The organism is Alkalibacillus silvisoli (assembly GCF_039521975.1).
Lineage (GTDB): Bacteria > Bacillota > Bacilli > Bacillales > Alkalibacillaceae > Alkalibacillus > Alkalibacillus silvisoli.
Genome location: NZ_BAAACZ010000007.1, coordinates 34,166 through 48,130 on the forward strand (window position 1 = coordinate 34,166; position 13,965 = coordinate 48,130).

The window sequence follows — 13,965 nt, forward strand, 5'->3', positions numbered from 1 at the left end:
CTACCACAATAGTTAATATAGAAAAATAATCGTATCGGGGTGTCTCGAGGTTGTATAAATGGCTGTTTTTAATCATTATAACACCAACTATTTTAACTAGTTGTGGTTATTTTGATGATGGACAACTTAATAATGTTGGTATTCTTTTAGAAGGAACCATTCACGATGAAACTTGGGGGCGTGGCGGTTACTTAGGGGGCCTTAATATAAAGGATGAGCAGAATGTAAGTGTTTTAATACGTGAGAATATTGATACGAATCGTAAAGCAGAAGAAGCTGTACAAGACTTTGCTAGACAAGGGGTTAATTTAGTTTTTGGGCACGGCTCAAACTTTGGTCGAGTTTTTGATCAAATTAATGAGTATCATTCTGACGTTCATTTTATTTATTTTAATGGCCAGATCTTTGATCGAAATATTACGAGTGTTAATTTTGATGGTTATGATATGGGCTTTTTCTCAGGAATGTTAGCAGCTGAAATGACTGAAACAGAGCATATTGGGATTATCTCAGCCTTTCATCATCAAGATGAGGCGCAAGGTTTTTATGAAGGGGTTCAGTCTGTTGATCCATCCATTAACACAACGATAAATTCTGTTAATAGCTGGTATGATCAGCAGCGCGCGATTATGTTTTTTGAACAAATGATTGAAGAAGATGTTGATGTTGTCTATCCAGCAGGAGATGGCTTTAACGTGCCAGTGATCCGGTTAGCTGAACAATATGATCTTTATGCGGTTGGATATATTCATGACCAATATGAAGTCGCGCCAGAAACGGTTATCACCAGTACCGTTCATGAAGTTGAAGGAATATATCCGGAATTAGCCCAAATGTTTGATGATGATATGTTGCCATCAGGGATTATGAATATAACATTTGATGAAGAGTATATTTATCTAGGAGAGTATGGTGATGCGGTTTCGACTCACTTAGCTGCCCATTTAGATGAAGTGATCGAAGAATTTTTAGAAACAGGTCAGTTACCGCATTGATTATGAATAACTTTTTGCCATTTAAAAGATAGTAAGCTTTTAAGTGGTTATATTTTTTGGTAAAATTAGAACCAGGTCATAATATATGATTATATTAGTTAATCGTTAGGAGATGACATGCATGAAAGCAGGTTTAATTGGTACTGGGCACTATGTACCGGAAAAAGTCGTTACAAACCACGACTTAGAAAAGATTGTTGATACTTCGGATGAATGGATTAGAACGAGGACAGGAATTGAAGAAAGGCGAATCGCTTCTGAACAAATAAATACTTCAGATATGGCGTATGAAGCTGCTGAGATGGCCTTAGAGGAAGCTAATATTAAAGGTGAAGACATTGATATGATTTTAGTTGCCACGGTCACGTCTGACATGGGCTTTCCATCAGTGGCTTGTCAATTACAAGAGCGCTTAGGTGCAAGGCAGATTCCAGCAATGGATATTAGTGCTGCATGCTCTGGATTTATTTATGGAATTGTAACAGCAAAGCAGTTTGTTGAAGCTGGTGTTCATCAGAATATTTTAGTTGTTGGGGTGGAAAAACTATCTAAAATTACGGATTGGTCTGATCGAAATACAGCGGTTCTTTTTGGAGACGGAGCAGGAGCTGCGGTCGTTTCGAATGTGTCTGAAGATAAAGGTATATTATCTCATGAGCTTGGTTCAGATGGATCTGGTATTCCATATCTCCATCAAACTGATGAGGACAACATTTATATGAATGGGCGTGAAGTGTTTAAGTTCGCTGTTCGTCAAATGGGTGAGTCATCATTGAATGTGGTCCATGAAGCAGGTTTAACAAAGGATGATGTTGATTACCTTATTCCACATCAAGCGAACATTCGGATTATGGAAGCAGCTCGTGAAAAATTAGATATACCAGTTGAAAAAATGTCCAAATCAGTTGATCGTTATGGCAATACATCAGCAGCATCAATCCCAATTGCATTGTCAGAAGATGTAAAAGCAGGTAGAATTAAAGAAGATGATGCAGTCGTCTTAGTTGGATTTGGTGGCGGCTTAACTTGGGGTGCAGTTGCTTTAAAATGGGGTAAATAAATTTCAAATGGATAAGAAGGATATAGGAGGTAAATGAAAATGTCAAAAAGACGTGTTGTAATAACAGGTGTCGGAGCTTTGACTCCATTAGGTAATGATGTTGAAACAATGTGGAACAATTTACTTGATGGTCAAGTAGGTATTGATCAAGTAACAAAGGTTAATCCAGAAGACTTCCCTGCTAAAATTGCAGCTGAGGTAAAAGATTTCGATCCATCGTTATATATGGATAAACGTGAAGCGAAGCGCATGGATTTATTTACGCAATATGCCGTAGCCGCTTCAAAAATGGCACTAGATGATGCTGAATTAACAATTGATGAACAACTAGCACCAAGAGCTGGTGTATGGATTGGTTCAGGTATTGGCGGTATGACGACGTATGAGGAGCAGTTTAGAAAGTTTTTAGAGAAAGGGCAACGTCGCGTTAGTCCGTTCTTTGTACCGATGATGATCCCAGATATGGCCTCAGGTCAAGTATCCATCTTATTTGGTGCTAAAGGGATTAATTCTTGTACTGTTACAGCCTGTGCATCTGGCACGAATTCAATTGGTGATGCGTATAAAGTTATTGAACGCGGTGATGCTGAAGTCATGATTACAGGTGGTAGTGAAGCGCCGATTAATAATATGTCATTTGCTGGCTTCTCAAGTGCGCGTGCATTAACGACCAATGATAATCCGAAAGCAGCTAGCCGCCCGTTTGATAAGGATCGTGACGGTTTTGTAATGGGTGAAGGTTCAGGTATTGTTATTCTTGAATCTCTTGAATCAGCAGAAAAACGCGGTGCTAAAATTTACGCTGAGATTGTAGGGTATGGATCTACAGGTGATGCGCATCATATTACCGCTCCAGCTCCAGAGGGTGAAGGGGCTGCTCGTGCTATGAGGCAAGCATTAGATGATGCACAAATAAGTGGAGAAGAGATAGATTATATTAATGCTCATGGAACAAGCACTGAGTTGAATGATCCGTATGAAACAAATGCTGTTAAAACAGTTTTTAAAGATCACGCTTACAATCTAGCGATGAGCTCAACGAAGTCTATGACAGGTCACTTACTAGGAGCAGCGGGTGGTTTAGAAGCAATCGTATCGGTCTTATCTATAAAGCATAATGTCATGCCACCAACTGTTAATTATGACACTCCAGATGAAGACTGTGATTTAGATTATGTGCCAAATGAAAAACGTGAAAAAGAAGTGACAGTTGCTATGTCCAACTCTTTAGGTTTCGGTGGTCATAATGCTTCATTAGTGTTTAAGGAATATAAATAATTTTTAAAAGATATAGCCAAACTGGTCTAGTTATACTAGGCCAGTTTTTTTGTGTTAAATATTAATGTTTAGTGATTTCGTTACATATATTTAAGTAAATTAGATGGACGAGTCATCTATGGACGAGCATCCTTATGAATGGGAGATGCGAATATGTGGCAATTAGTCTTATTTTTCATTGGTTTTGGCTTTACGTGTGTAGGTTCTGTTTCAATAATTGGTTATTTGAATTTTTTACCAGTCGGGATGGGTTTGTATGATTTTATACTTTTTATTTATAAAAGACCTGAGTGTTATTTACTGCCAGCCGGCGCTTTTTTAATGGTTTTCGCAATGTATAAAAAACCATTTAGTTCATAAATTAAGAATAAAAATATGTCACTTGGTGATAATGAGCATAAACGGATTAACACTTAAAGTGAGGGATGATTGATGATGTACGTTCATGATATTTGGGTGAACTGGTTTGAAGGGGAAGAAAATGGTTACAATGTTTGCCATTTTCATGAGTGGCGAAAAAATGATTCAATAGAGCTACTCGACCAAGTCCCAGTTGTGTATGTAACAAAAGAACTATTCCACTACATAGAAAACGATATGTCAGATTTACCAAAGTCTTTGTTAGAAGCTGTTTATAAACGTGCATACTTAAAAAAACAACATAAGAGAATCTCCCTAGAATATGCCTTTGTTGCAACTGATGGACACCAGGTGATGGTAGTTGATACGTTAGGTTATGATATTCCAGTAAGAAAAAGTCGTGTCATTCCGAGGCAAGAGCGACTAGTGCTAGATTTAATTTCACATAAACGACCGTTAGATTTTTCTTTTAAAGCGAAAAAGAATGTGAAAGAGTATCATATATTATCATTGCAACCAGAATATATGATGGGTCTAACTAGAAAGGAACGTCAACTTAAGCACTTGTTGATGTTGATGTTAGATCAGCTAAAGCAAAGTAAAAGGATTGCAGAGTTACGCTACTGGCTAACTGAATGGCACCCTGATATGTATCAAGAAATTCAGCATATGACATTTGATGAAGGCTTTGATTTACTTCTTGAAGAAGCACGTGGCGGTTGGAGCCAGAAGCATGATGAAATGTGTGAGAAGATGGCAAAAGGACAGCCGTTTTTCGAGCGTCTCTGGGAAATGGAACAACAAAAGAAAAATGTGCTAAAGAAATAACAGAGGGCTTGCGCGTTTAGCGCAAGCCTGTTTTTAGGTGTTTTCACCGGACGCCGGTGCGTTATTCAAAAGCAACGTCACAAAAAAACTGAATTGGCATTAAGGTGCCAATTCAGTTTTTATTCAAGAGGTTCACACTTTATCGCTTTAAATGAACACGGCCGAGTCCCATTGCTTTTTTAGCTTTTTTAAGCATTTTGTTTGCGGCAAATGAGGCTTGTTCGGCACCTTCATCTAAAATTGTATCAAGTTCCTCTGATTCATATAGTTCGTGATAGCGAGTTTGAATAGGTTCTAATGCTTCTATAACTACTTGAGCTAAGTCTTTTTTGAAATCACCATAACCTTTACCTTCGTACTTTTTAGTAATCTCCTTAACTGATTCACCTGAAAATCCAGAATATATGTTTAATAAGTTAGTGATACCTGGCTTATTTTCTTGGTCATATTCAACAATTCCTTCTGAGTCAGTAACTGCACTCTTGATTTTCTTCTCAATTTGTTTAGGCTCATCTAAAATATAGATCGTTGCTTTTTGATTTTCATCTGATTTACTCATTTTACTTGTTGGGTCTTGTAGTGACATGATTCTGGCCCCTTGTTCTGGGATGCGAGGCTCAGGTATTGTCAAAATATCATTATACTTATTATTGAAACGCTCTGCTAAATTACGTGTTAGTTCAATATGCTGCTTTTGATCTTCACCAACAGGTACAAAATTAGTTGAATATAACAAAATATCAGCTGCCATTAATGGTGGATATGTTAATAGCCCTGCAGATACACCATCTTTTCCTGATGATTTATCTTTGAATTGTGTCATGCGTTCAAGCTCTCCGACGTAAGCTACACATTGTAAAATCCAAGCCATTTCTGTATGGGCTGGCACTTCTGATTGAATGAACAGCATAGACTTTTTAGGATCAATGCCAACAGCTAAATATAGTGCTGCTAATGATCGGATTTGATCACGTAGCTTTAATCGGTCTTGTGGGACGGTAATGGCATGCTCATCAACAATACAAAAATAACAAGTATAATCATCTTGTAGCTCGGGAAATCGGCTTAATGCGCCCATATAGTTACCGATTGTTAAAGATCCGCTTGGTTGAATGCCTGAAAAAATAGTACTCAATATTCTCACCTCATTATGTTTTATTCAATAAAAAAACCATTCTTCCCCAAAAATAAGGGACGAATGGAATCGCGGTACCACCCTTGTTATCTCAATGTGAGATCACTCAGTGTTAGCCTTTAACGGGAGCCAGCCGGTACAAACTAAAAAACTGCTCCAAAGCCCCCAATTTCCAATATAACGTAATGTCTGTTCACACTATCCAGACTCACTGATCAATAGAGGTTATAATGTACTAAAGCTCTTTCATAGCATTTAAATAAGTATTCATTTCAAAACCGTTGTATATAAACATTCAATTTTTGTGGGCAATCAAATCAAGCTTCCTCGACTTGATCAACTTATTCTTCATTTGATGTTGTTCCCACTGCTCTTATTATATGTGAAGTTCAGTGTTGTTGCAAGTTAATCCATAATTATGCCTAGAAATTTGAACTAAGCTTTTTTGAATCTAAATCTATTGATGGATTTTGATATTTTTTTTCGAACGAATTATCAAAAATTCAACAAATACTGTCAAAAACAGATTATAATAAATATAGATAAAACAACTTGGGGGGAGTGGAACTATGAAGAAGTGTCGGCTTGTCATTTCATTAATTTTATTAGTCGGTCTCATTCAATTAATGTCTTTTGAACAATCATTGAATGCTGATGAAACGAGTGTTAAACATGCAAATTTATTTGGAACTTACGAAAGTAATCTACAAACAAAAGAGTTACCAAATCCAATTCCTCGCTTCACATTTGATACTGGCTTACATTTTGAGTATCCAGAAGCTGTAAGAGGTATTTATGTTACGGGACATTCTGCTGGAGGTTCTCGATTTGAGGATTTAATTGAGTTTCTAAATGATACACCGTTAAACTCAATGGTTATTGATGTAAAAGATGATTATGGAAATATTACGTATAAGCTTGATGAGGACCATGTTGCTCACGAGTTATCAAATAGCTATATGGACGACCCTCGTGCGGTGTTAGAGCGCCTTGAGGAAGAAGAAATTTATCCAATTGCAAGAGTGACTGTGTTCAAAGACTCTGAATTAGCTGAGACGAAACCGGAGTGGTCATTTAAAAAAGATGGGGAAGTTTGGGTGAATGGCCGTGGTGAAGCGTTCGTTAATCCATTTGTACAAGATGTTTGGGAGTATAATGTCGAGGTTGCTAAGCATGCAGCTGAGTTAGGTTTCCAAGAGATTCAATTTGACTATGTCCGATTTCCAGAAGGATTTGAACACCGTGATGAAGACCTAGACTACACACGTGGGGATTATGAAGATGCTGACTTAGATAATGTTAGAGAACGTGTTAGAGCGGTAAATGAATTTGTTGAATATGCTTATAGTGAATTAGAGCCATATGATGTTGATGTATCTGTTGATATTTTTGGTTATGCCGCAACAGTAGAAGACGCACCAGGGATTGGACAGAACTTCTTAGGCATTTCTGAAAATGTGGACGTTATTTCATCGATGATTTATCCAAGTCACTGGACATCGTACTTTGGGATAGATGAGCCAGACCGCGAGCCATATAACGTGGTTAATGAGTATGCTCAAGTAGAAAATGAGTTGTTAGCTGAACTTGATTCTCCACCAGTATCAAGGCCATGGCTACAAGATTTTACAGCTTCTTGGTTATACTCTTCTGGTAATGTGTTTACTTACGGTCCTGATGAAGTAGAAGCGCAAATCCAGGCGCTATACGATAATGGTATTTATGAATACTTATTATGGGACCCTAGTAATAGATACACGAGAGAAACAAATTTTGACCCACAATAATTCTCCAAAAGAGCCTTGGTTCACTCCAAGGTTCTTTTTTTAGGTGCTTAAGTTTAAAGTTTTTGGCAAATTTCTTTTATTTTAATGAATATGGAAGTTTATATGTGAATATTTGAGGGATTATATGGTTGAGGGGAAATAGTCAATTCATATAGTAATTAATCTTGCTGAGCGAAACTAAATGCCGTTTAACAGAATTTTCCCGGTATTCTATAATAAATAACAGAATGATGCATTCACTGATTTTGGTGAAAACAACTTAAGAAGGAGTAGATGTATGAATTGGTATGAGAAGCTAAATGAGTATTTTCCTGTAGAAGAAATGAAATCTAAGGAACATATGGAGCGTTTGTTGAAGGAAAGAAGTGATGTTTATTATAAGGATGAAGATGAACATCACGTCATGATGTATGCGGAATTTGAATCATTTATTTTTATAGATTATGTTTATGTGTCACCTAAAGCTCGCGGGCAAGGCTTAGGTCAAAAATTACTTGAGCAATTAAAAGAGCACAAAAAGCCTATTATTTTAGAGTTAGAACCCGTTGATTATGATGATACGGATACTGAGAAGCGACTGCGTTTTTATCAACGTGAAGGGTTTAAGCATGCTAGGTCGATTGGTTATACACGCCGTTCGCTTAAAACTAATGAGTTAAATACATTAGAAATTTTATATTGGTCACCTGATGAAGAATCTGAAGAAGAGATTTATGAAAAGATGAAAAAACTATATGAACAAATTCATACGTATAAAGACGAAGAAATATATGGTGAATCGTATCAGCCAGTTGATGAAGTATTAAAGATTGATCGTGAACGTGAACGTGATTTATTTGAAACACTTAAAGACCCAAAAGGTGTGTAAAATATGGTATAATAAAGAGGTTGCCCAATAATGAGGGGTAGCCTCTTTATTAAAGAACGATGTAAATACTGAGTTCTAGGTTGATCGCTTGAATTTCACGGTCGCGGATTAGAAAAAAATTAATAATTTTATTAAAATAGGTTTATTTATTTTAATTAAGGGTATAACAATAATAAGACAGAAATCGATATTGTGAATATTTCATTACAACTAGTAAGACCCACTATTCAACTACATAATTTTATTGTATAATTAAATTAGTTAGATTAGAGTGATTCTAAACTAATATTCTTTTCAATATATTCTGTTTCATGTCTAAAGCCGTTTTAAAGGAGAGTGAATGGCATGGTAACTTTATTTACTTCACCAAGCTGTACATCTTGTAGAAAGGCAAGAGCATGGCTAGAAGAGCATGAGATTCCTTTTGAAGAACGAAATATTTTCTCAGAAAATTTATCATCAGATGAAATTAAAGAAATTTTACGTATGACTGAAGATGGCACAGATGAGATTATTTCGAAGCGTTCAAAAGTATTTCAAACATTAGATGTTAGCTTAGATCAAATGCCATTAAAAGATTTGATCGACCTTATTCAAGAAAACCCAGGACTGTTAAGACGTCCAATTATTTTGGATGATAAACGACTTCAAGTTGGGTATAATGAAGATGAGATTAGACGATTCTTACCAAGGAAGGTTCGTTCTTTCCAACTAAAAGAAGCCCAACGTTTAGTGAATTGATTAACAAGTATAATATAAAAAGCCGGACCAATTGTTAACTGGTTCGGCTTTGTCTGTTTAGTAAGCTTCTTTTTTCCTCGAGGTGTAACCGATCAAGACTACAAATATAATAGCAACTAGCGGGAAGATTAAGTGCACGAGTGGTAGATGTAAAATAAACGGTTGAAGTTTAACTTCTTTTAATATTAACTCTGCACTTGTATAGGCTAACAAACTAGCACCGAAATAAATAATGACCGGATATTTATTCATGAAATGTAGGATGAGTTTACTACCGAATATAATGATCGGAACTGACACTATTAAGCCGAACATGATTAAGTAAATATTTTGATTTGAGGCAGCAGAAATGGCTAGTACATTATCGAATCCCATAACAACATCCGCAATAATAATTGTCTTTACAGCTCCAAACATTGTCGCAGATGCTGAGATATTTTTATGTGATTCATCTGATTTCTGTAACAACAACTGAATTGCAATGAAGAATAGGAATACACCACCAATTAGTTGAACATATGGAATGGTAAGTAAGTAGATAGCGATAGTAGCTAACATGAAGCGGAATAAAATCGCAAAGGTTGTCCCAAGTATGATCGCCTTATTTTGTAGGGACTTAGGTAAATTGCGACTTGCCATAGCAATCACAACTGCGTTATCTCCACCTAGTATAAGGTCGATCCCGATGATGATTAAAACAGCTTTCAATATGTCCCAATTTATTTCAAATAAAATTTCCATTAAAAAACCTCCTTTTTTTACGTGACAAAATGGTTTATTTGTTTTAAAATAGTGGACTAAATACTAATAAATTCATGGGTTGTCCAACATTTGCATAGGTTGTCTTAAGTAACGGAAAATGCACTAGGTCAAACATGGAATTTTAAAAAGGGAGTCAAAAGCATTTTCAATTAACTTTCACCTAACATAAAATATGAATAAGAAGAACTCTTTATGAAATGATTGAAGAATTTTGATTCCGGGTATTGTAGGAGTAAGGAGTTTAGGGTAGTCCTTCCCAGCTATTAAATGCTTACGAGAAGGGAGAGGAGAACAATGGAAATAGAAAGAATTAATGAGAATACACTAAAATTTTATATATCTTATGGTGATATCGAAAAACGAGGATTTAATCGCGAAGATATCTGGTATAATCGCGAAAAAGGCGAAGAGCTATTTTGGGAAATGATGGATGAAGTGAATGATCATGAAGACTTTAGTGTCGATGGACCGCTATGGATTCAAGTTCAAGCACTTGATAAAGGTCTTGAGATTGTCGTTACGAAAGCGCAAATTTCCAAGGATGGTAATAAGTTAGAGTTACCAGATATGGATGATGAAGGTAATAGTTCTGGTGTGACGCAAGATTTAGATAATTTTATGGATCAAAGCTTTCCTAAAGATGAGTCATCAAAAGATGAGCCGAAGAACAATAAAAAGAAAAGACACCTAGATGATGATTTAACGTTAACGATTAAATTTGAAGATATTGAAGATGTAATCTCCTTAAGTCAATCAATGAATGATACTCGTTTTGTCGATGACCGTCTTTTCGCTTACGAGAATCAATATTATTTACACATTGCTTTTCCAAATGGCTTCTTAAGCGAAGATGAACAAGAAGATTATATTAGCCAATTGCTTGAATTCGGTGACGAAACAGGCCAAACTATTTATTATTTAGCAGAATATGGTGTTGAAGTTTTTGCTGAAAATGCCTTAAAACAGCTAAAGAAACATTTTAAATAACTTTGACTGGCAGGCGTTAGCTTGTCAGTTTTTTTATTATGATTAAAAGTGATATTTAAGTTAATCGGCCTACTTGTACTTATGCATTTTTAAATTAATTTTGATAAAATTTACCCCTCTCATTAATAAATTATTTCATTAAGACTGTGCGCTTTGTCAAAAAAGGATGAGATAATCGCATCGTTTTAAAAATATGTAGATTTATACTAGCTTGCAAAATGTTGCTATATTTTGTATTGTAAATCTATATTATATATACATAGTGGTTCAAGCAGAGGGATAGAGAAAAGAGGCTTAGATGTTATGCTTAAGTGGATTCAAGTGCTGTTGTTTTCAGCGATTGTAATTGGGATCGGTTATCTCTCATATGTAATTTGGGAAGGTCGACTCATAACGACGTTCTCTATTTTTGTGACAATTTCTGCTATCTTAATCGTGTTTATTATATTTATAGAGAATCGTCATCCGTCCCAAACAATCAATTGGATTTTAGTTTTTGCTGCTTTTCCTGTGTTGGGTTTCTTCTTTTATTTATTATTTGGTCGTAACTATACGAAAAGAAAACGTTATGATGAAAAGCAAGAATTAGATGAGCAAGCTTTTAGTAAGATTGAAGGGCAAAAGTCTATTACCGAACAAGACTTAAATCAAATGGGAGATCACCAAAAGATGTTCTTCCGCCTTGCCCATCATTTAGGTAATTCACCGGTTTCATTCAATTCAGAAACGAGCGTTTTGACAAATGGGGATGAGAAATTCCCTGCCATTTTAGATGCGTTAAGAAAAGCTAAACATCACATTCATATGGAATATTATATTGTTCGTGATGATGAAATTGGTAGCGAGATTAAAGAGATCTTAATTGATAAAGCCCAAAGTGGAGTGGAAGTACGCTTCTTATATGATGCAGTAGGCAGCTGGAAGTTATCGAATGCATATAAAGAAGAATTGCGAGCTAGTGGTGTTAGATTTAAAGGATTTGCACCAGTTAAATTGCCTTTTATAGGTAATCGGATTAATTTCCGTAATCACCGAAAAATCATCGTTGTTGATGGTGAATTAGGCTTTATGGGTGGTTTGAATATTGGTGATGAGTATTTAGGGAAGGATGCTTATTTTGGAGAATGGCGTGATACGCATTTATTTGTAAGAGGTGAAGCGGTTCGGTCTTTACAAATGATTTTCTTACAAGATTGGCATTATGAAACGAATGAGTCATTACTAAAACAAGACTATTTATCGCCTGAAATGGTTTTAATGGATAACCAAGCAGGCGGTGTCCAAATGATCGCTGATGGCCCAGATACTCAGTGGGAGAATATTAAGAAATTATACTTTTCAATGATTATTTCTGCTAAGAAGTCAATTTGGATCGCATCGCCTTACTTTATTCCTGATGAAGATATATTAACGGCAATGAAAGTTGCGAGTTTAAGTGGTGTCGATGTACGTCTACTTGTACCAAACGTTCCTGATAAACGTGTGGTCTTTTATGCTTCAAGGTCTTACTTTCCAGAGTTGATGGATGCGGGGATCAAAGTCTATGAATATGGTAAAGGGTTCTTGCATAGTAAGATTGTAGTCGTTGATGAGGAGTTGGCATCAATAGGAACATCAAATATGGATATGCGTAGTTTCCATTTGAACTTTGAAGTGAATGCCTTTTTATTCAGAACAGATAGTACGAATAAGCTGGTTGATGATTTTAAGGAAGATTTTCGTGTATCAAAACAAATTGACCCTCAAGAATTTAAAGAGCGTTCTATATTTATTCGTGTTGTCGAATCATTATTTAGGTTATTATCACCGCTGTTATAATTAATGGCGGTGGTTTTAATAATATAATTATAGGAGTGATGTCTATTGCTAAAGGCAGTAAATGCTAATGGACAAGCAGTTATTTCGTTCAGTCAACCAAAAGAAAGACTTGAGGTGATTAGACGGGAGGACCTGTTTTGTCCTGGATGCAAGAAACCAGTCATTTTAAAAGCAGGGGAAGTGAATATTCCTCACTTTGCTCACCGAAGTGATGAGAATTGCTCACATGGGCAAGGTGAAAGCGATGTCCATCTTAGTGGTAAAATGCACCTCGCTAAATGGTTATTTAGCCAAAAATACCCCATATACCTCGAATACTTCATAAAATCTATTCAACAACGAGCTGACCTTATTACAAAAGTAAAAAACTATTATTATGCAATCGAATATCAGTGCTCTCCAATTGAACCTCAAGAGATATTAGCAAGAACAGAAGGGTTTCTCTCACAACAAATAATTCCAATCTGGATATTTGGTCCATCTTATGAAAAACCATTTAAACATTCCTTTTATAAAGTAACACCTTCCATTCGAACGAGTTTATTATCCCAACCGTATGTTAATACGCCAAGATTCTTTACTTATGACTCAACGCAATTTACTTTATCGCTCCATGAACCCAGCATAATTCATCAAAATCTAGCCTTCACGTCATCGAGAACCAAGCCGATTACACAATTTTCTTTTCATGATTTATTGTTTAGTGAAGCAAATGATCAAAATGAACAAGAACAATGGATTTATCAAAAACGACGATTCCGAACGAAGCAACGTGAATTTACATCAGATGCTGAAAAGGAGTATCTCAATTATTTGTACGAAGACCAATTACACCCTCAATATTTACCTTCTTGTATTTATCTGCCGGTAAAGAATTATCACCTTTTTAAAGACCCAATTTATATTTGGCAAACTCATTTTATATTAGATATATTTAATACAATAAAATTAGAAGAAGCGTTAAGTTGGAAAGATATTTATTGTAAAATGAGTTCTTATTTTACTTCAAGATTAACATCAGCTTACCCGAATTCATCCATGCACCCTTTATATGATTATGTTAAGACGTTAGTGAATTTAGGCTATTTAGAAAAGAATAGCGATCAGTATATTAAGAAGAAAGAAGTCCATTTTCCAAAGACATTAGATGAGGCGTTAAAAGAAGACCGTGAAGTTGTGGGTCAGTTATTTCATTTGTAAGCTGTATTAAATTAAATGGTTATTGTAGGTCGCTTTTAATGCAAATTAAAAGTACAAACACTATACTTAACAACAACCACTTATATGCTTAGTTAGTGTTTCAAGTTTTACTTTATGCTTAAAATTTTATAAAATAGAGAATAGTA

The 13,965-nt window shown here is 35.6% G+C and carries 13 protein-coding genes and 1 other annotated feature; of the genes, 11 read left to right on the plus strand and 2 right to left on the minus strand.

Features of this window, described 5'->3' with window-relative positions:
* Positions 1–50 precede the first annotated feature (50 nt).
* The 5 genes from ABDZ63_RS03740 to ABDZ63_RS03760 all read left to right on the plus strand — a co-directional run bounded on the left by ABDZ63_RS03740 (position 51) and on the right by ABDZ63_RS03760 (position 4,521).
* Positions 51–995: a BMP family ABC transporter substrate-binding protein gene (locus ABDZ63_RS03740; RefSeq protein ID WP_343781879.1), complete on the plus strand. Its 945-nt coding sequence runs from the start codon at positions 51–53 to the stop codon at positions 993–995.
* A 121-nt stretch (positions 996–1,116) separates the two neighbouring features.
* Positions 1,117–2,055, plus strand: a complete 939-nt coding sequence (locus tag ABDZ63_RS03745) for a beta-ketoacyl-ACP synthase III (RefSeq protein ID WP_343781881.1) — start codon at positions 1,117–1,119, stop codon at positions 2,053–2,055.
* A 39-nt stretch (positions 2,056–2,094) separates the two neighbouring features.
* A complete protein-coding gene (gene fabF / locus ABDZ63_RS03750; protein WP_343781883.1) occupies positions 2,095–3,333 on the plus strand; it encodes a beta-ketoacyl-ACP synthase II in 1,239 nt (412 codons plus the stop codon).
* Between the two features lie 153 nt (positions 3,334–3,486).
* Entirely contained in the window at positions 3,487–3,693 is a 207-nt protein-coding gene (locus tag ABDZ63_RS03755) for a YuzI family membrane protein (RefSeq protein ID WP_343781885.1), read from the plus strand.
* Positions 3,694–3,765: 72 nt separating this feature from the next.
* Positions 3,766–4,521, plus strand: a complete 756-nt coding sequence (locus ABDZ63_RS03760; protein ID WP_343781886.1) for a DUF3603 family protein — start codon at positions 3,766–3,768, stop codon at positions 4,519–4,521.
* A gap of 139 nt (positions 4,522–4,660) precedes the next feature.
* Here ABDZ63_RS03760 and trpS read toward each other — a convergent pair whose 3' ends face one another.
* Positions 4,661–5,656 (minus strand): tryptophan--tRNA ligase, encoded by a 996-nt coding sequence (trpS, locus tag ABDZ63_RS03765; RefSeq protein WP_343781888.1) that lies wholly within the window; start codon positions 5,654–5,656, stop codon positions 4,661–4,663.
* A gap of 52 nt (positions 5,657–5,708) precedes the next feature.
* Positions 5,709–5,915, minus strand: a binding site (T-box leader).
* Positions 5,916–6,225: 310 nt separating this feature from the next.
* On the opposite strand from trpS, the gene ABDZ63_RS03770 reads away from it, so the two are divergent.
* The 3 genes from ABDZ63_RS03770 to spxA all read left to right on the plus strand — a co-directional run bounded on the left by ABDZ63_RS03770 (position 6,226) and on the right by spxA (position 9,052).
* Positions 6,226–7,443, plus strand: coding sequence for a putative glycoside hydrolase (locus ABDZ63_RS03770; RefSeq protein WP_343781890.1), 1,218 nt, complete (start codon positions 6,226–6,228; stop codon positions 7,441–7,443).
* A 277-nt stretch (positions 7,444–7,720) separates the two neighbouring features.
* Positions 7,721–8,311, plus strand: a complete 591-nt coding sequence (locus ABDZ63_RS03775) for a GNAT family N-acetyltransferase (protein WP_343781892.1) — start codon at positions 7,721–7,723, stop codon at positions 8,309–8,311.
* Positions 8,312–8,656: 345 nt separating this feature from the next.
* Entirely contained in the window at positions 8,657–9,052 is a 396-nt protein-coding gene (spxA, locus tag ABDZ63_RS03780) for a transcriptional regulator SpxA (RefSeq protein ID WP_343781893.1), read from the plus strand.
* 57 nt (positions 9,053–9,109) lie between these two features.
* Here spxA and ABDZ63_RS03785 read toward each other — a convergent pair whose 3' ends face one another.
* Positions 9,110–9,793 carry a TerC family protein gene (locus ABDZ63_RS03785; protein ID WP_343781895.1) on the minus strand — a complete coding sequence of 228 codons (684 nt, stop codon included), beginning with the start codon at positions 9,791–9,793 and terminating at the stop codon, positions 9,110–9,112.
* Positions 9,794–10,108: 315 nt separating this feature from the next.
* On the opposite strand from ABDZ63_RS03785, the gene mecA reads away from it, so the two are divergent.
* The 3 genes from mecA to ABDZ63_RS03800 all read left to right on the plus strand — a co-directional run bounded on the left by mecA (position 10,109) and on the right by ABDZ63_RS03800 (position 13,819).
* Positions 10,109–10,801, plus strand: a complete 693-nt coding sequence (mecA, locus tag ABDZ63_RS03790; protein ID WP_343781896.1) for an adaptor protein MecA — start codon at positions 10,109–10,111, stop codon at positions 10,799–10,801.
* Positions 10,802–11,104: 303 nt separating this feature from the next.
* Entirely contained in the window at positions 11,105–12,619 is a 1,515-nt protein-coding gene (cls, locus tag ABDZ63_RS03795; RefSeq protein ID WP_343781897.1) for a cardiolipin synthase, read from the plus strand.
* A 45-nt stretch (positions 12,620–12,664) separates the two neighbouring features.
* Complete coding sequence (locus tag ABDZ63_RS03800; protein WP_343781898.1) at positions 12,665–13,819, plus strand: competence protein CoiA; 1,155 nt, start codon at positions 12,665–12,667, stop codon at positions 13,817–13,819.
* Positions 13,820–13,965: the final 146 nt, after the last annotated feature.

Bases quoted from the DNA above. Each gene is read 5' to 3' on its own strand.
- ABDZ63_RS03755 (WP_343781885.1), top strand. From the start codon at position 3,487: ATGTGGCAATTAGTCTTATTTTTCATTGGTTTTGGCTTTACGTGTGTA.
- ABDZ63_RS03760 (WP_343781886.1), top strand. From the start codon at position 3,766: ATGATGTACGTTCATGATATTTGGGTGAACTGGTTTGAAGGGGAAGAA.
- ABDZ63_RS03775 (WP_343781892.1), top strand. From the start codon at position 7,721: ATGAATTGGTATGAGAAGCTAAATGAGTATTTTCCTGTAGAAGAAATG.
- ABDZ63_RS03745 (WP_343781881.1), top strand. From the start codon at position 1,117: ATGAAAGCAGGTTTAATTGGTACTGGGCACTATGTACCGGAAAAAGTC.
- ABDZ63_RS03770 (WP_343781890.1), top strand. From the start codon at position 6,226: ATGAAGAAGTGTCGGCTTGTCATTTCATTAATTTTATTAGTCGGTCTC.
- spxA (WP_343781893.1), top strand. From the start codon at position 8,657: ATGGTAACTTTATTTACTTCACCAAGCTGTACATCTTGTAGAAAGGCA.
- cls (WP_343781897.1), top strand. From the start codon at position 11,105: ATGCTTAAGTGGATTCAAGTGCTGTTGTTTTCAGCGATTGTAATTGGG.
- mecA (WP_343781896.1), top strand. From the start codon at position 10,109: ATGGAAATAGAAAGAATTAATGAGAATACACTAAAATTTTATATATCT.
- fabF (WP_343781883.1), top strand. From the start codon at position 2,095: ATGTCAAAAAGACGTGTTGTAATAACAGGTGTCGGAGCTTTGACTCCA.
- ABDZ63_RS03785 (WP_343781895.1), bottom strand. From the start codon at position 9,793: ATGGAAATTTTATTTGAAATAAATTGGGACATATTGAAAGCTGTTTTA.